17 protein-coding genes are annotated in these 15568 nt (G+C 71.1%); 15 read left to right on the top strand and 2 right to left on the bottom strand.

Annotation, left to right across the window (positions count from 1 at the left end):
* The 9 genes from ACFYUV_RS39760 (at position 1) to ACFYUV_RS39720 (ending at position 5466) form a co-directional block, all read left to right on the top strand.
* Positions 1-762, top strand: a complete 762-nt coding sequence (locus ACFYUV_RS39760) for an ABC transporter permease (protein WP_364336704.1) — start codon at positions 1-3, stop codon at positions 760-762.
* 10 nt (positions 763-772) lie between these two features.
* Complete coding sequence (locus ACFYUV_RS39755; protein ID WP_387678458.1) at positions 773-1981, top strand: cytochrome P450; 1209 nt, start codon at positions 773-775, stop codon at positions 1979-1981.
* 47 nt (positions 1982-2028) lie between these two features.
* Complete coding sequence (locus tag ACFYUV_RS39750; RefSeq protein WP_387678455.1) at positions 2029-2640, top strand: DUF1707 domain-containing protein; 612 nt, start codon at positions 2029-2031, stop codon at positions 2638-2640.
* A gap of 103 nt (positions 2641-2743) precedes the next feature.
* Positions 2744-3061, top strand: coding sequence for a hypothetical protein (locus ACFYUV_RS39745; RefSeq protein ID WP_387678452.1), 318 nt, complete (start codon positions 2744-2746; stop codon positions 3059-3061).
* Positions 3058-3930 (top strand): hypothetical protein, encoded by an 873-nt coding sequence (locus ACFYUV_RS39740; RefSeq protein ID WP_387678449.1) that lies wholly within the window; start codon positions 3058-3060, stop codon positions 3928-3930. The genes ACFYUV_RS39745 and ACFYUV_RS39740 overlap by 4 nt, the downstream gene beginning before the upstream one ends.
* Before the next feature lie 5 nt (positions 3931-3935).
* Positions 3936-4364: a YbaB/EbfC family nucleoid-associated protein gene (locus ACFYUV_RS39735; RefSeq protein ID WP_387678446.1), complete on the top strand. Its 429-nt coding sequence runs from the start codon at positions 3936-3938 to the stop codon at positions 4362-4364.
* Positions 4365-4446: 82 nt separating this feature from the next.
* Positions 4447-4773 (top strand): PadR family transcriptional regulator, encoded by a 327-nt coding sequence (locus ACFYUV_RS39730; protein WP_387678443.1) that lies wholly within the window; start codon positions 4447-4449, stop codon positions 4771-4773.
* Positions 4770-5126 (top strand): DUF1048 domain-containing protein, encoded by a 357-nt coding sequence (locus tag ACFYUV_RS39725; RefSeq protein WP_387678440.1) that lies wholly within the window; start codon positions 4770-4772, stop codon positions 5124-5126. The genes ACFYUV_RS39730 and ACFYUV_RS39725 overlap by 4 nt, the downstream gene beginning before the upstream one ends.
* A 1-nt stretch (position 5127) precedes the next feature.
* Positions 5128-5466, top strand: coding sequence for a DUF1048 domain-containing protein (locus ACFYUV_RS39720; protein WP_387678437.1), 339 nt, complete (start codon positions 5128-5130; stop codon positions 5464-5466).
* Here ACFYUV_RS39720 and ACFYUV_RS39715 read toward each other — a convergent pair.
* Together ACFYUV_RS39715 and ACFYUV_RS39710 are read right to left on the bottom strand one after the other, a co-directional pair.
* A complete protein-coding gene (locus ACFYUV_RS39715) occupies positions 5454-6212 on the bottom strand; it encodes an ABC transporter permease (RefSeq protein ID WP_387678434.1) in 759 nt (252 codons plus the stop codon). The two genes, ACFYUV_RS39720 and ACFYUV_RS39715, sit on opposite strands and share 13 nt — an antisense overlap.
* On the bottom strand, positions 6209-7159 hold the full coding sequence (locus tag ACFYUV_RS39710) for an ATP-binding cassette domain-containing protein (RefSeq protein WP_387678432.1): 951 nt from the start codon (positions 7157-7159) through the stop codon (positions 6209-6211). Before ACFYUV_RS39710 ends, ACFYUV_RS39715 begins: the two co-directional genes overlap by 4 nt.
* A 149-nt stretch (positions 7160-7308) precedes the next feature.
* Here ACFYUV_RS39710 and ACFYUV_RS39705 point away from each other — a divergent pair, with 149 nt between their 5' ends.
* The 6 genes from ACFYUV_RS39705 to ACFYUV_RS39680 all read left to right on the top strand — a co-directional run bounded on the left by ACFYUV_RS39705 (position 7309) and on the right by ACFYUV_RS39680 (position 15477).
* The gene (locus tag ACFYUV_RS39705; RefSeq protein WP_387678429.1) at positions 7309-7986 is read left to right on the top strand and encodes a helix-turn-helix domain-containing protein; all 678 of its coding nucleotides are present in this window, start codon (positions 7309-7311) and stop codon (positions 7984-7986) included.
* A gap of 262 nt (positions 7987-8248) precedes the next feature.
* Positions 8249-8338, top strand: a complete 90-nt coding sequence (kdpF, locus tag ACFYUV_RS39700; RefSeq protein ID WP_352356118.1) for a K(+)-transporting ATPase subunit F — start codon at positions 8249-8251, stop codon at positions 8336-8338.
* Complete coding sequence (gene kdpA / locus ACFYUV_RS39695; RefSeq protein ID WP_387678425.1) at positions 8338-9999, top strand: potassium-transporting ATPase subunit KdpA; 1662 nt, start codon at positions 8338-8340, stop codon at positions 9997-9999. The genes kdpF and kdpA overlap by 1 nt, the downstream gene beginning before the upstream one ends.
* 1 nt (position 10000) lies before the next feature.
* Entirely contained in the window at positions 10001-12106 is a 2106-nt protein-coding gene (gene kdpB, locus ACFYUV_RS39690; RefSeq protein WP_387678422.1) for a potassium-transporting ATPase subunit KdpB, read from the top strand.
* Complete coding sequence (locus tag ACFYUV_RS39685) at positions 12107-12940, top strand: potassium-transporting ATPase subunit C (protein ID WP_387678419.1); 834 nt, start codon at positions 12107-12109, stop codon at positions 12938-12940.
* Positions 12937-15477, top strand: a complete 2541-nt coding sequence (locus tag ACFYUV_RS39680) for an ATP-binding protein (protein ID WP_387678416.1) — start codon at positions 12937-12939, stop codon at positions 15475-15477. Before ACFYUV_RS39685 ends, ACFYUV_RS39680 begins: the two co-directional genes overlap by 4 nt.
* Positions 15478-15568 lie beyond the last annotated feature (91 nt).

The raw sequence follows: 15568 nt of genomic DNA, 5'->3' as shown, positions 1-15568 counted from the left end.
ATGAGCAAGCACTTCTTCGGTGACACCACCGTCCTGCTGGGACGGTCCCTTCGCCACATCTCCCGCAGCCCGGACACCATCGTCACGACCGCGATCATGCCGATCGCCATGATGCTGATGTTCGTCTACGTGTTCGGCGGCGCGATCAGGACGGGGTCGGACTCGTATGTGAACTACATGCTGCCCGGCATCCTGCTCATCACGGTCGCCTCCGGCATCGCCTACACCGCCTACCGGCTGTTCATGGACATGAAGGGCGGCATCTTCGAACGGTTCCAGTCCATGCCGACCGCGCGCTCGTCGGTGTTGTGGGCGCACGTGCTGACCTCGCTGGTCGCCAACCTGGTCTCGCTGGTGGTCGTGATGCTCGTCGCCCTGCTCATGGGCTTCCGCTCAAGCGCGGGCCTGTCGGCCTGGCTGTCGGTCGCGGGCATCCTGATCCTGTTCACCCTGGCGCTGACCTGGATCGCCGTCATCCCCGGCCTGTCGGCCAAGACCATGGAAGGCGCGAGCGCGTTCTCCTACCCGCTCATCTTCCTGCCGTTCCTCAGCTCGGCGTTCGTGCCCACCGACACCATGCCCACCGTGGTGCGCGTCTTCGCCGAGAACCAGCCGGTGACCTCCATCGTCAACGCCGTCCGCGCCCTGTTCGCCGAGCAGCCCGTCGGCAACGACATCTGGATCGCCCTCGCCTGGTGCGTCGGCATCCTGGTCGTCGCCTACGTCTTCGCCATGAACACCTACCGCCGCAAGATCTCCTGAAAGGACGATCATGACCGACTCCGTGCACACCGTCACGCCGATGCCCGCCGAGCGCCGTCCCGGCTGCCCGTTCGACCCGCCGAAGGAACTCGTCGAGGCCCGCGAGCACGGCCCCATCAGCCGCTTCCCCTTCGCCGACGGGCACCAGGGCTGGCTGGTCACCGGCTACGACCTGGCCCGCTCGATCCTGGCCGACCCCCGCTTCAGCTCCCGCAAGGAGCTCATGAGCCACCACCCGACCATCGACTACGGCGACATCGAGGTGCCCCCGGCCCCGCCCGGCGAGTTCCTGCTCATGGACGACCCGCAGCACAGCCGCTACCGCAAGCCGCTCGTCGGCAAGTTCACCGTCCGCCGGATGCGGCTGCTGACCGAGCGCGTCGAGCAGATCACCGCCGAACACCTGGACGCCATGGAGCAGGCCGGCCCCACCGCCGACCTGGTGACCGCGTTCGCCAAGCCCATCCCCGCCATCGTCATCTGCGAGCTGCTGGGCGTGCCGTACGAGGACCGGGACCGCTTCCAGGAGAACATCGACAAGTTCCTCGGCGGCGAGGCCAGTGACGAGGAACTGATCGCCGCCTACCTCGCCACCCAGCAGTACCTGGCCGAACTCGTGGCCGCCAAGCGCGCCCACCCGACCGACGACGTGCTCAGCGACCTGCTCGACAGCGACCTGACCGACGAGGAGCTGCAGGGCATGGCCCTGATCCTGCTGTCGGCCGGGTTCGACACCACCGCCAACATGCTGGCCCTCGGCACCTTCGCCCTGCTGCAGAACCCGGACCAGCTCGCCGCGCTGCGCGCCGACCCCACGCTCGCCGACCAGGCCGTCGAAGAACTGTTGCGCTACCTGTCCGTCGCCAAGCAGTTCTACCGGGTCGCCCTGGAGGACGTCGAGCTGGCCGGCCAGACCGTCAAGGCCGGCACGATGGTCCTGCTGTCGCTCAACACCGCCAACCGCGACCCCGAACGTTTCCCCGACCCCCACACCCTCGACCTGCGCCGGAAGGACGGCGGCCACCTGGCCTTCAGCCACGGCATCCACCAGTGCCTGGGCCAGCAGCTCGCCCGCGTCGAGATGCGCGTCGCCTTCCCCGCGCTGCTCGGCCGCTTCCCCACCCTGCGCCTGGCCGTACCGGCCGACCAGGTCGCCCTGCGCCCGGAGCTCGCCGACATCTACGGCGTCAAGAGCCTCCCCGTCACCTGGGACGCCTGACCCCGCCCCGGTAGCGCCGACCCCTGAGCTCCAGAGAGGAACCACCCATGGCAGACCTCCCGGCGGGTCCCGTGAAGCCCTCCTCACCGGCGCTGCGGGCCTCCGACGCGGACCGCGACCGCGTCACCGAACTGCTGCGGACGGCCGTCGCCGACGGCCGGCTCGACCTGGCCGAATTCGAGGAGCGGCTGGAGGTGGCGTTGTCCGCCCGCACCGTGAACGCGCTGGCCCCGCTCGTCACCGACCTGGTCGCGGGACCGGGCAGCCACGGTGCGCTCGCGCTGCCGCCGGCCGGGGCTCCGGCCGCCGAACTGCTCACCATCAAGGAGAAGCACGGCTCGGTGCGCCGCGACGGCCGCTGGACGTTGCCGCACCGGCTGGCGGTGCGCACCGCGTGGAGCGACGTGCTGCTGGACCTGACCAGCGCGGTGCGCGGCGCGCCCGAGCTGATCATCGAGCTGCGGGTGAGCGGCGGCAGCGTGGAGCTGGTCCTCGCGCCGGGCATGGTGCTGGAGAGCGACGAGCTCTCGGTACGGCACGGCACGCTGGCGATCGGCAGGGCACCCGACGACGACACGCCGGAGGTGTTGCGGGTCCGCCTGACCGGCCGCATGCGGCACGGCCGGCTCGACGTCCGTCGGCGGACGCCGCGGCGGTGACGCGGCGCGGCGCGTAGGGATTTCGTCAGGATTGCGGCGGTTCACGCCCCGGCGGGACAGGCTGGACAGATCATTCCCGCACGGACGAGAGCCACGTATGCCGATGAATCCATGGACACCTTCCGGCCCCCACGAGATCGAGATCGACCGGTCCCGGCTCAGGGAGCTGCGATCGCGCCTGCCCGAGGCGGCCAGGCGGCTGGACGAGGTGGTGCCCAAGCTGGTGTCGCTGACCGTGGCCGAGTCGGCGTTCACGTCGTTCACCTACTCGCTGGCGCTGGCCTACAACGAGGTCGAGGCCCTCACGATGGCCGAGGTGCGCCGCCGCCTCGACGACACCGCACGCGTCCAGGACGACCTGGACACCTCGGTCACTACCTGGCAGGACGCCGAGACCGCCGCCACCGTGAGGATGCGGTGAACGCCGCCGAGCTGGCCCGCGACGCCCTCATGGCGGGCGCGGGCGCGGCGGTGACGCTGTCCGCGCTCGGCATGCCCGCCGCCTGGCCGTTCGTCGGCAGGATGTACGTCCACCAGTACGACCCGCAGGCGTTCTTCGACGGCGCGGACACCTGGCTGGCCGTGCACGACGACGTGGCGGCCACCCGGCTGAACGTCGAGGCGCTGGTCGGCGAGGTGGCCACGACGAGCTGGCGGAGCGAGGACGGCCGGGCCTTCGACCGTCGCATGGACGCCTACCTGGCCGGCCTGCGCTCGATCGAGATCCGCGCGGTCGTCACCGCCCTCGTCCTCCGCACCGTCGGCGCCGCGCTCGTCGCGATGATCCTGTACCAGTTCCTGGTGGCGGCGGCCATGGCCGCGCTGGCGCTCTGGGTGCTGACCGCCGCGCTCACACCGCTCAGCCTGATCACCGCCCGGACCGCGGCCATCCGCTGCCTGACCGGCCTGTACGAGAACTACCGGGCAGTGGAGTCGCTGCTCGACACGCTGCTGCACGGCTGCGCCGCCGCCCTGTCCGCGGCGGTGGCCGTGGACGTGGGCGCCAAGGCGGCCCGCGGCGACGGCGGCGGGCTGCGCGACCTCGCCGCCGCCACCTTCGCCCAGGGCCCGCTGCTGGTCTGGGGCACCGCGAACCGGATCGAACGGGACCTGACCGCGCACGGCCTCACCGGCCGCCGGAAGGGCGCCGGCGGGCCACTCCCCCAGGGCGTCCCGCAGGCGGCGGGCGCCAAGGCGCTCAACGACGTCACGAGCGGCAGCCAGACGATCACCGGCCGGTACGTGCCGGCGCAGGCCGCCGACGGCTCCTACTCGTTCCCCTGGGAGTGACCGCCATGGACTTCGAGCAGGCACTCGGCCTCGACCCCGAACGGCTCGCGGCCGACGCCGACCACCTTTTCAGCAGACTGAGCCGGCTCCCCGGCGAGACCGCCACGGCCCGGGCCGAATCCCCGGACGGCTGGGTGAGCGTCGAGTACAGCTGCGCGTCCGGCGTCCAGGACCTGCGTCTGGACCCGCGGGCGATGCGCATGGAGTCGGCGCGCCTGGCCGAGACCGTCCTCGGCCTGATCCACCAGGCCAGGCGCCAGGCCGAGGCCGAGGAGCGCGCCAGGCTGGAGGAGTTCCTGGGCGCGGGCGACGCGCTCCTGACCGGCCGCGGGCTCGTCGCCGCCCGGCTGCGCGACTCGACCGGCGCCCTGCTGGCGAACCTGGAGCAGGCCGAGGCGACGATCGACCGGGTACGCGGCCTGCTGCGCCCCTGACCCGAAGGCTCTACTCTGTGGTACTGTATAGCAGTACTCGGTATCACCGAGTACTTCGGAAGGCGGCGGAAGAAGAGCCACCATGGACAATCTGACGGAGATGCTGAAGGGCACGCTTGAGGGCTGCGTGCTCCAGATCATCGGCAGCGAGGAGACCTACGGGTACGCCATCACACGCCGACTGAACGACCTGGGCTTCGCCGACGTCGTCGAGGGGACGGTTTACACCATCCTGCTGCGACTGGAGAAGAACGGGCTCGTCCAGGTGACGAAACGACCGTCCGAGCAGGGGCCGCCGCGCAAGTTCTACGCGCTCAACGACGCGGGACGCGCGGAACTGGCGACTTTCTGGGCGAAATGGGCGTACATCACATCCCGGATCGACAAGCTCAAGGAGGGCGGGAAATGAGCTTCTGGGAGACCATCACAGGCAGCGATCTCACCAGGGACTACAAGGCGTTCGAAGCCCGGGCCGCGGCACTGCCGGCCGACCACCGGGCGGCCTGGGACCAGATCAAAGGTCATCTCTTTCTCTACGGGGACTTCACCGGCCGGAACCTGATGCCGATCTTCGACGGCGTTCTGGGGCTGCTGGAGGAGACGGCGGCCGACGGGCAGGACATCCACGAGGTGCTGGGCGACGACATCGCGGGATTCTGCGCGGCCCTGGCCGGCGAGGCCGGGGGCCGCAACTTCCGCGACCGGTGGCGCGAGCAGCTGAACAGGAACGTCGCGAAGAAGCTGGGCCGGCTGGGAGGCTGACGTGGGCATCCAGGACATCATCGAGGGCAAGAAGCAGTGGCGGGCGCACCTGGCGCGGGTCAAGGCGCTGCCGCCCGACTACCAGATCGTCTACAAGGAGATGCAGCGGTACTTCTTCAAGGTCGGGCCGGTGGGGCTGACCGACGGGTCCCTGCTGCCGGGCATCGTCGACTTCTTCGAGGAGGGCGTCGCGGCCGGCAAGGGAGTCCTCGAACTCATCGGCGAGGACGTCGCCGCCTTCGCCGACGGCCTGATCAAGGACTCCCGCACCTACGCCGACCTCTACCAGGAGTCCGTCAGCGAGAAGACCGGCGCCAAGGGGAAACCTCACCGATTGTAGAGCCTGCGGGCCCACAGGTACCCGCCCAGCGCGATGGCCGCGCTCCACAGTGCCGCCGCCGCGAGGCTGGGCCCCGCCGGCCGCCCGGCCAGCAGCGCGCGCAGGGTTTCGATGACCGGCGTGAACGGCTGGTGTTCGGCGAACCAGCGCAACGGGCCCGGCATCGACTCCGGCGGCACCACGCCGCTGCCCAGGAACGGCAGCAGCATCAGCGGCATCGGCAGGTTGCTGGCCGTGGCCACGTTCTTGGTGACCATGCCCAGCGCCGCCGACAGCCAGGTGATGGCGAAGGTGAACATGGCCAGCACGCCCACCATCCCGATCCAGTCCAGCGCCGAGGCGGCGGGGCGGAAGCCGATCAGCAGGGCCGTCAGCGTCACGGCGGCGATCGCGGTGAAGTTCTGCACGAGCGCGCCGAGCACGTGCCCGGTCAGGACCGAGACGCGGGCGATGGCCATGGTCTTGAACCGGGCGACGATGCCCTCGGTCATGTCCATCGCCACCGCGATCGCGGTCCCCTGCGCGGCGCCGGCGATCGTCATGATCAGGATGCCGGGAGTGATGTAGGCGACGTAGGCGGCGCGGTCGCCGCCGATCCCGGCGCCCATGATGCCGCCGAGGACGTAGACGAACAGCAGCAGGAACACCACCGGGACGCCCGCGTAGGTGAGGATCAGCGTGGGGTAGCGCCACATGTGCCTGATCTGGCGGCGCAGCATCGTCGCCGAGTCGGTGATCGCTCTCATCGTGCGGACTCCTCGGTCAGGGCCAGGAAGACGTCGTCCAGGCCGGGCGTGTGCATCGACAGTTCGGCGACGTCGACGGCGTGCGCGTCGAGCAGTTCAAGGAGCTCGCGTAACGCGCCGACGCCGGTGTCGGGGATCTGCACCGTCAGGGACTCCTCGTCGTGCGAGCTCGCCCCCACCAGCGAGACCGCCCTGCGGTAGCCGTCGGGGTCGGCGAGGCGCACGACAACGTGGCCGCCGGGGACCATGCGCTTGAGCTCCTCGGGGGTGCCCTCGGCCACCAGCCGGCCCTGGCTGAGCAGCGCGATGCGGTCGGCGAGCTCGTCGGCCTCCTCCAGGTACTGGGTGGTCAGGAAGATGGTCACGCCGTCCTGCCGGACGAGGTCCCGGACGATCTGCCACATCGTGCGGCGGCTGCGCGGGTCCAGGCCCGTGGTGGGCTCGTCGAGGAAGATGAGCCTGGGCGTGCCGACCATGGTCATGGCGAGGTCGAGCCGGCGGCGCATGCCGCCCGAGTAGGCGGCCGCGAGCTTGCCCGCGGCGTCGGTGAGGTCGAAGCGCTCCAGCAGTTCGGCGGCTCGGCGGCGGCCCTCGGCGCGGCCGAGGTGGAGCAGGTCGGCCATGAGCCGCAGGTTCTCCTCGCCGGTGAGGAGGCCGTCGACCGCGGAGAACTGGCCGGTGACGCCGATCGCGGCCCGCACCTTGTCGGGTTCCCTGGACAGGTCGTGCCCGGCGACCCGGAGCTCGCCGGCGTCGGCCTTGATCAGGGTGGACAGGATCTGCACCGTGGTGGTCTTGCCCGCGCCGTTGGGGCCGAGCAGCGAGAAGACGGTGCCCTGGGGGATGGACAGGTCGATGCCGTCCAGGACGCGGTGGGCGCCGTAGGACTTGCGCAGCCCCGTCACCGAGACGAAGGCTCGTGACTCGTCGCGATAGTACGTGTTCATCACGATTGAAAGCTACGTTGCTTTGAGAAAATATGTCAATCAACAGCAACATATAAGCCCAGCTCAAAGGCGATAAATTGGTACATTGACGCTGAAGCTGAATGCAATGAAACGTTGCATTGTGTGCGGCCGAACGCAATAGTGAGGTCGTGGCAGAAGGAAGATTGACCCTGCACGACCGCAGGCGCATCGCGACCGGCCTCGCCGAAGGCCGCTCCTACGCCGAGATCGCCAGGCGGCTCGACCGGCCGACCTCGACGATCAGCCGCGAGGTCGGCCGCAACGGCGGCCCCGGCGACTATCGTCCAGAGCGGGCGCACCAGGCGACGGCACGGCGGGCGCGGCGCGGCGCCCCGGCGCGTCCGGCCGAGCCCCGGGACCGCCAGGTCTTCGAGGCGGAAGAGGGAGCCGTCGAGATGGCGGTCGCGATGGGCCTGCCGAAGATGGTGGCGCGCGTGCTCATCGGCCTGTGGCTGAGCGAGGACGGCCGGCTCACCGCGGCCGAGCTGGCGCGCGGCCTGAAGGTGAGCCCCGCCTCGATCTCCACGGCGGTGGGCTACCTGACCCAGCAGGGCCTGATCAGGCGCGAACGCGATCCGCAACGACGGCGCGACGTCTACGTGGTCGACGACGACGCCTGGTACCACTCGACGATGATCAGCGCCCGGCAGACGCTCGCGGCGGCGGAGGTCGCCAAGGCGGCGGGGCAGACGCTCGGGCTCGACACGCCCGCGGGCCGGCGCCTGGCCAGGGGCGGCGCGTTCCTGGAGCGGATCAGCCTGGACGCCCTGGCGTCGGCCGAACGCTGGCGCGACCTCCTGCCGTGACCGAAGCGCGCGCGAGACTCCCTGACGCGGACCGGCCCGCGTAGGGAGGCCGTCAAGATTCGGGCGGCGGCCGTATGGAAACCGTCAAGAACGGCAAAACACCCCATTTTCCGGCGTTTGCTGGAGCTGCGGCCGCCCGTCGAGGGGCGGCAGTGATCTCATCATCGAACTGAGGAGTGGGGATGGCCGACGTCATCTTCGTCGCCCTGACGATCGCGATCTTCGTGGTCTTCGGGCTGGTCGTGCGGGCGGTGGAGCGGCTGTGAGCGCCGTCAACGCCACTGGTCTCATCGTGGTCGCCGGCCTGGTGATCTTCATGATCGCGGCCCTGCTGTTCCCGGAGCGGTTCTGATGAGTACGACCCTGGCCGGAATGATCTTCGTCGTCTCCCTGATCGCGGCGCTGGCCCTGGTGCACAAGCCGTTCGGCGACTACATGCACCGCGTCTACTCCACGACGAAGCACAACGTCGTCGAGCGCGGCATCTACCGCCTGCTGGGAGTGCGGGCCGACACCGAGCAGAGCTGGCCGGTCTACGCCCGCAGCGTGCTGGCCTTCTCGGTGGTCTCGGTCCTGGTCGTGTACGGCCTCCAGCGCCTGCAGGACAAGCTGCCGCTGAGCCTCGGCATGGAGCCGGTCACCGGCCACATCGCCTGGAACACCGCGATCAGCTTCGTCACCAACACCAACTGGCAGGCGTACTCGGGCGAGTCCACGATGGGCCACCTGACCCAGATGGCCGCCCTGGCCGTGCAGAACTTCGTCTCCGCGGCCGTCGGCATGGCGGTCGCGGTGGCCCTGGTCCGCGGGTTCGCCCGGCGCAGGTCCGGCACGATCGGCAACTTCTGGGTGGACCTGGTCCGCGGCACCCTGCGCATCCTGCTGCCGATCGCCTTCGTCGGCGCGCTGGTGCTGGTGGCGGGCGGCCTGGTGCAGAACTTCTCCGGCGTGCACGAGGTGACCACGCTGACCGGCGGCACGCAGGGCGTCACCGGCGGCCCGGTCGCCTCCCAGGAGGTCATCAAGGAGCTGGGCACCAACGGCGGCGGCTTCTACAACGCCAACTCGGCCCACCCGTTCGAGAACGCCACGAGCTGGACGAACTGGTTCGAGATCTTCCTGATCCTGGTGATCCCGTTCTCGCTCACCCGCACCTTCGGCCGGCTGGTCGGCCAGGTCCGGCAGGGGTACGCGATCCTCGCGGTGATGGGCGTGCTGGCCCTGGCGAGCGTCCTGCTCACCAACGTCTTCGAGCTGTCCGGGAACGCCACCGTGCCGCAGGCGGCCGGCGCGGCGCTGGAGGGCAAGGAGCTGCGCTTCGGCGTCTCGAACTCGGCCACCTTCGCCGCCTCGACCACCCTCACGAGCACCGGGGCGGTGAACTCCTTCCACGACTCCTACACGCCGTTCGGCGGCATGATGACGATGGTCGACATGATGCTCGGCGAGGTCGCGCCCGGCGGCGTCGGCTCGGGCCTGTACGGCATGCTGATCCTCGCCGTGATCACGGTGTTCGTGGCGGGCCTGATGGTCGGCCGCACCCCCGAGTACCTGGGCAAGCGCATCGGCGCCCGGGAGATCAAGCTCGCCTCCCTGTACTTCCTGGTCACCCCCGCCCTGGTGCTGGTCGGCACCGCGTTCGCGATGGGCTCGGCGGAGCGGCGCGCGAGCATGCTGAACGGCGGCCCGCACGGCCTGTCGGAGGTCCTGTACGCCTTCACCAGCGCCTCCAACAACAACGGCTCGGCCTTCGCCGGCCTCACCGTCAACACCCCCTGGTACGACGTGGCGCTCGGCCTGTGCATGGCCTTCGGCCGGTTCCTGCCGATCATCCTGGTGCTGGCCCTGGCCGGTTCGCTGGCGGCGCAGTCGCCCGTCCCCGAGGGCGCCGGCACGCTGCCCACACACCGGCCGCAGTTCGTCGGCCTGGTCGTCGGCGTGACGGTGATCCTCGTCGCCCTCACCTTCCTCCCGGCACTCGCGCTCGGCCCGATCGCAGAAGGACTGTCCTGACATGTCAACCCCCGTACTGGACAAACCCTCCCCCGCACGGCGGGACGGCCGCGTGGGCGGCGGCCTGCTGGATCCCCGGCAGCTCGTCAGGTCCCTTCCCGACGCGGTCAGGAAGCTGAACCCGGCCACGCTGTGGCGCAACCCCGTCATGCTGATCGTCGAGGTCGGCGCGGTGTTCACCACCGTCCTGGCGATCGTCGATCCGTCGTTCTTCGCCTGGGCGACCGTCGTGTGGCTGTGGCTGACCGTGATCTTCGCCAACCTGGCCGAGGCCGTCGCGGAAGGGCGCGGCAAGGCGCAGGCGGCGACGCTGCGCAAGGCCAAGACCGACACCCGGGCCCGCCGCCTGCGCGGCGACGCGGAAGGCGGGTGGGACACGGTCGGCGCGCCCGAGCTGCGGCAGGGCGACCTGGTGGTGGTCGAGGCCGGCGAGGTCATCCCCGGCGACGGCGACGTGGTCGAGGGCATCGCCTCGGTGGACGAGTCGGCCATCACCGGCGAGTCCGCGCCCGTCATCCGCGAGTCGGGCGGCGACCGCTCGGCGGTGACCGGCGGCACGAAGGTGCTCTCCGACCGGATCGTCGTCAGGATCACCCAGAAGCCCGGCGAGAGCTTCGTCGACCGCATGATCGCCCTGGTCGAGGGCGCCAACCGGCAGAAGACGCCCAACGAGATCGCGCTCAACATCCTGCTGTCCGCCCTGACGATCGTCTTCCTGGTCGCCACCGTCACCATGCAGCCGCTGGCCGTCTACTCCAAGCAGATCAACCCCGGCGTCCCCGACTCGCTCGCGCTCGACGCGAACGGCGTCACCGGCATCGTGCTGGTCTCGCTGCTGGTCTGCCTGATCCCCACCACGATCGGGGCGCTGCTGTCGGCCATCGGCATCGCCGGCATGGACCGTCTGGTGCAGCGCAACGTCCTGGCCATGTCCGGCCGCGCGGTCGAGGCGGCCGGTGACGTGTCCACGCTGCTGCTGGACAAGACCGGCACGATCACGCTGGGCAACCGGCAGGCGGCCGAGTTCGTGCCGGTGGACGGGGTCGGCGAGCGGGAGCTCGCCGAGGCCGCCCAGCTCTCCAGCCTCGCCGACGAGACCCCCGAGGGCCGCTCGGTCGTGGTGTTCGCCAAGGAGCGGTACGGCCTGCGCGAGCGCGAGATCCACGGCGCCGAATGGGTGCAGTTCACCGCCCAGACCCGCATGTCCGGCGTCAACCTGGACGGCCGCGAGGTCCGCAAGGGCGCGGCCACCGCGGTCATGAAGTGGGTGCGCGACAACGGCGGCCACCCCACCGACGACGTCGGCCACATCGTGGACGGCATCTCCGCCTCCGGCGGCACCCCGCTGGTCGTGGCCGAGCGGGGCCGCGTGCTCGGCGTCATCCACCTCAAGGACGTCGTCAAGCAGGGCATGCGCGAACGCTTCGACGAGATGCGCCGCATGGGCATCCGCACCGTCATGATCACCGGCGACAACCCGCTCACCGCCAAGGCCATCGCCGACGAGGCCGGCGTGGACGACTTCCTGGCCGAGGCCACCCCCGAGGACAAGCTGGCCCTGATCAGGAAGGAGCAGGAGGGCGGCCGCCTGGTCGCGATGACCGGCGACGGCACCAACGACGCCCCCGCCCTGGCCCAGTCGGACGTCGGCGTGGCCATGAACACCGGCACCTCGGCCGCCAAGGAGGCCGGGAACATGGTCGACCTGGACTCCAACCCGACCAAGCTCATCGAGATCGTCGAGATCGGCAAGCAGTTGCTGATCACGCGGGGCGCGCTGACCACGTTCTCGATCGCCAACGACATCGCGAAGTACTTCGCGATCATCCCGGCCATGTTCGCGGCCGTCTATCCGGGCCTGGACGCGCTCAACGTCATGCGCCTGTCCAGCCCCCAGTCCGCCATCCTGGCCGCGGTGATCTTCAACGCGCTGGTCATCGTCGCGCTGATCCCGCTGGCGCTCAGAGGCGTCCGGTACCGGCCGTCCAGCGCGTCCAAGCTGCTCTCGCGCAACCTGTACGTCTACGGCCTGGGCGGCATCGTCGCCCCCTTCATCGGCATCAAGCTCATCGACCTGCTGATCCAGTTCCTTCCGGGGATGTCATAAATGGAACGCCTGCCAAGCTGGGTCCGCCAGCACCTCGCCGCCCTGCGCGCCGTCGCCGTCCTGACCGCGCTGCTCGGCATCGTCTATCCGCTGGTCACCACCGGGGTCGCCCAGGCCCTGTTCAACGGGCGCGCCAACGGCTCGCTCGTCGAGAAGGACGGCAGGGCCGTGGGCAGCGCGCTCATCGGCCAGTCCTTCACCGACGCCGACGGCAGGCCGATCAGGAAGTACTTCCAGTCCCGTCCGTCGGCGGCGGGCGACGGCTACGACCCGACCTCGTCCGGCGCGAGCAACCTCGGCCCCGAGGACGTCGTGGACACGCTGCCGGTCGCCGGCCAGGAGGGCCGGCAGTCGCTGCTCACCCAGGTCTGCGCCCGTTCCAGGGCGGCCGGCGAGCTGGAGGGCGTCAGCGGCGCCCGCCCGTACTGCACCCCGGACGGGGTCGGCGCGGTGCTCAAGGTCTTCCCCGACCGGGCCGTCAGCGTCAACCAGGCGTGCCCGGCCACCCCGTTCGTCGTGACCTATCAGGGCAGGCGGGTGGAGTGCGCCGAGCCGGGTGAGGACTACGCGGCCGGGCGCACCGTCCCGGTCCGGGGGGAGGCCGAGGCGAAGGTCCCGGCCGACGCGGTCACCGCCAGCGGCTCCGGGCTCGACCCGCACATCTCCGTGGCCTACGCCGAGCTCCAGGCGCGGCGGGTGGCCAGGGAGCGCGGCCTCGGCCAGGCCGAGGTCGAGCGGCTCATCAAGGAGCACACCACCGGCCGGGCCGTCGGCTTCATGGGCGAACCGGCCGTCAACGTGCTCGAACTCAACCTGGCGCTCGACCGCTCATGAGCAGGGGCCGCCTTCGGGTCTACCTCGGGGCGGCGCCCGGGGTCGGCAAGACGTACGCGATGCTCGGCGAGGGCCGCCGCGCGCGGGAACGCGGCCGGGACGTGGTCGTGGGCCTGGTCGAGACGCACGGCCGTCCCCGCACCGCCGCCCTCCTGGAGGGCCTGGAGATCATCCCGCGCCGGACCGTCGTCCACCGCGGGGCCACCTTCACCGAGCTGGACGTGGACGCCGTCATCGCCCGCCGGCCGAAGGTGGCGCTGATCGACGAGCTGGCCCACACCAACGTGCCCGGCTCGAAGAACGTCAAGCGCTGGCAGGACGTGGACGAGATCCTGGACGCCGGCATCGACGTCGTCTCCACGGTGAACATCCAGCACCTGGAGTCGGTCAACGACGTCGTCCAGGAGATCACCGGCGTGCCGCAGCGCGAGACCGTGCCCGACGAGGTGGTGCGCCGCGCCGACCAGATCGAGCTGGTGGACATGTCGCCGGAGGCGCTGCGCCGCCGCATGGCGCACGGCAACGTGTACGCGCCGGAGAAGGTCAGCGCCGCCATGTCCAACTACTTCCGCGTCGGCAACCTCACCGCGCTGCGCGAGCTCGCGCTGCTGTGGGTGGCCGGCAAGGTGGACGACCAGCTCGACCGCTACCGCGCCGACCACGGCATCGCCACCACCTGGGAGACCCGCGAGCGGGTGGTGGTCGCCCTGACCGGCGGCCCCGAGGGCGACACACTGGTCCGCCGGGCCGCCCGCATCGCCGCCCGCACCAAGGGCGCCGACCTGCTCGCGGTGCACGTCACCAGCGCCGACGGGCTGGCCGGCGCCGACCCGGCCAGCCTGGCCCGCCAGCGCACGCTGGTGGAGGACATGGGCGGCAGCTACCACCAGGTCGTCGGCGACGACGTCCCGCGGGCGCTGCTCGACTTCGCGCGCGGCGTCAACGCCACCCAGCTCGTCCTCGGCGCCTCGCGCAGGGGGCGGTTCGCGCAGATCTTCTCCCGGGGCGTCGGCGTGGAGACCACCGCCCGGTCCGGCTCGATCGACGTCCACATGATCACGCACGAGGAGGCCAAGCAGGGACGCCGCCGGCCCGCCCGCACGCGGGCCGCGCTCACCCGCACCCGGCGGGCGAGCGGCTGGGCCCTGGCGGTGGCCGGGATGCCGCTGCTGACGGCCGCGCTGGCGCCGTTCCGGGACATGTTGTCGCTGCCCAGCGAGATCCTGTTCTTCCTGTGCCTGACCGTCGGGGTGGCCCTGGTGGGCGGCATGTGGCCGGCCATCACCGCGGCCGTCGGCGGTTCGCTGCTGCTCAACTGGTTCTTCACCGCGCCGGTCGGCGAGTTCACCATCGCCGCCCCGGAGAACCTGTTCGCGCTGGTCGTGTTCGTGCTGGTGGCGGCGGCGGTGAGCACGATCGTGGACATCGCCGCCCGCCGGACGAGGGAGGCCGCGCGGGCCGGCGCCGACGCCGAGCTGCTGTCCACCATGGCCGGTCACGTGCTGCGCGGCGAGGCCGCGGTGTCCTCGCTGCTGGAACGCATGCGCGAGACCTTCGGCCTGACCTCCGTCACCCTGCTGGAACGGCGGCCCGAGGCCGCGCGCGCGCCCGACCAGCACTCCGACCCGGACGCCTGGCGGATCGTCGCGACCTCCGGCGGCGCCCCCGCCACCTGCCCGGGACGGTCCGACACCGACGTCGTCATCGACGAGGAACTGGTCCTGGCCGCCCGGGGCGAGCCGCTGGAGGCCGCCGACCGCACGGTGCTGGAGGCGTTCGCCGCCGAGACCGCCGTCGCGCTGCGCCAGGAACGCCTCCAGCAGGAGGCCGAGCTCGCCCGCCCGCTCGCCGAGGCCGACCGGATGCGCACCGCGCTGCTGGCCGCCGTCAGCCACGACCTGCGCACGCCGCTCGCCTCCGCCAAGGCCGCCGTCGAGAGCCTGGGCAGCACCGAGGTCGCCTGGTCGGAACAGGACCGGTCCGAGCTGCTCGCCACCGCGAAGGAGTCGCTGGACAAGCTGGACCGGCTGGTGGCGAACCTGCTGGACATGAGCCGCCTGCAGGCCGGCGTGCTCGGGGTGAGCGCGCAGCCGCTGGCGCTCGAAGAGATCGTGCCGCGCGCCATCGACGATCTCGGCCCGCTGCGGGACCGCGTCGAAGGCGACGTCTCCGTCGAGCTGCCCGACGTGCTGGCCGATCCCGCGTTGCTGGAACGCGTCCTGGTCAACCTCATGGCCAACGCCGTGCGCTTCAGCCCGCCCGGCCGGACCGTGCTGGTCACCGCCAGCGGGCACGGCGACCACGTCGAGATCCGGGTGATGGATCGCGGCCCCGGCATCCCGCCGGAGGCGCACGACCGCGTCTTCCAGCCGTTCCAGCGGCTCGGCGATCGCGACAACCACTCCGGCGTCGGGCTCGGGCTCGCCCTGTCCCGCGGACTCGCCGAGGCCATGGGCGGCACGCTCGTGCCCGACGAGACCCCCGGGGGCGGTCTCACCATGATCCTCACCCTGCCCGTCGCCGCCCCCGGACGGTGAGCGCCCGGCCCGGCGCTCGCCACGACTCCCCGCTGCCCGCGCTGTTCCAGCTCCTGAACCATCTGCCCGTCGTGCGCCGGCGGGCGCAACG

The organism is Nonomuraea sp. NPDC003560 (genome assembly GCF_042878785.1).
GTDB lineage: Bacteria > Actinomycetota > Actinomycetes > Streptosporangiales > Streptosporangiaceae > Nonomuraea.
This window is presented reverse-complemented; position numbering and strand designations above follow the sequence as displayed.

What these genes read in the sequence shown, in the direction of transcription:
- ACFYUV_RS39760 (WP_364336704.1), top strand. Translation starts at nt 1, where the DNA reads ATGAGCAAGCACTTCTTCGGTGACACCACCGTCCTGCTGGGACGGTCC.
- ACFYUV_RS39755 (WP_387678458.1), top strand. Translation starts at nt 773, where the DNA reads ATGACCGACTCCGTGCACACCGTCACGCCGATGCCCGCCGAGCGCCGT.
- ACFYUV_RS39750 (WP_387678455.1), top strand. Translation starts at nt 2,029, where the DNA reads ATGGCAGACCTCCCGGCGGGTCCCGTGAAGCCCTCCTCACCGGCGCTG.
- ACFYUV_RS39745 (WP_387678452.1), top strand. Translation starts at nt 2,744, where the DNA reads ATGAATCCATGGACACCTTCCGGCCCCCACGAGATCGAGATCGACCGG.
- ACFYUV_RS39735 (WP_387678446.1), top strand. Translation starts at nt 3,936, where the DNA reads ATGGACTTCGAGCAGGCACTCGGCCTCGACCCCGAACGGCTCGCGGCC.
- ACFYUV_RS39730 (WP_387678443.1), top strand. Translation starts at nt 4,447, where the DNA reads ATGGACAATCTGACGGAGATGCTGAAGGGCACGCTTGAGGGCTGCGTG.
- ACFYUV_RS39725 (WP_387678440.1), top strand. Translation starts at nt 4,770, where the DNA reads ATGAGCTTCTGGGAGACCATCACAGGCAGCGATCTCACCAGGGACTAC.
- ACFYUV_RS39715 (WP_387678434.1), bottom strand. Translation starts at nt 6,212, where the DNA reads ATGAGAGCGATCACCGACTCGGCGACGATGCTGCGCCGCCAGATCAGG.
- ACFYUV_RS39710 (WP_387678432.1), bottom strand. Translation starts at nt 7,159, where the DNA reads ATGAACACGTACTATCGCGACGAGTCACGAGCCTTCGTCTCGGTGACG.
- kdpA (WP_387678425.1), top strand. Translation starts at nt 8,338, where the DNA reads ATGAGTACGACCCTGGCCGGAATGATCTTCGTCGTCTCCCTGATCGCG.
- kdpB (WP_387678422.1), top strand. Translation starts at nt 10,001, where the DNA reads ATGTCAACCCCCGTACTGGACAAACCCTCCCCCGCACGGCGGGACGGC.
- ACFYUV_RS39685 (WP_387678419.1), top strand. Translation starts at nt 12,107, where the DNA reads ATGGAACGCCTGCCAAGCTGGGTCCGCCAGCACCTCGCCGCCCTGCGC.
- ACFYUV_RS39680 (WP_387678416.1), top strand. Translation starts at nt 12,937, where the DNA reads ATGAGCAGGGGCCGCCTTCGGGTCTACCTCGGGGCGGCGCCCGGGGTC.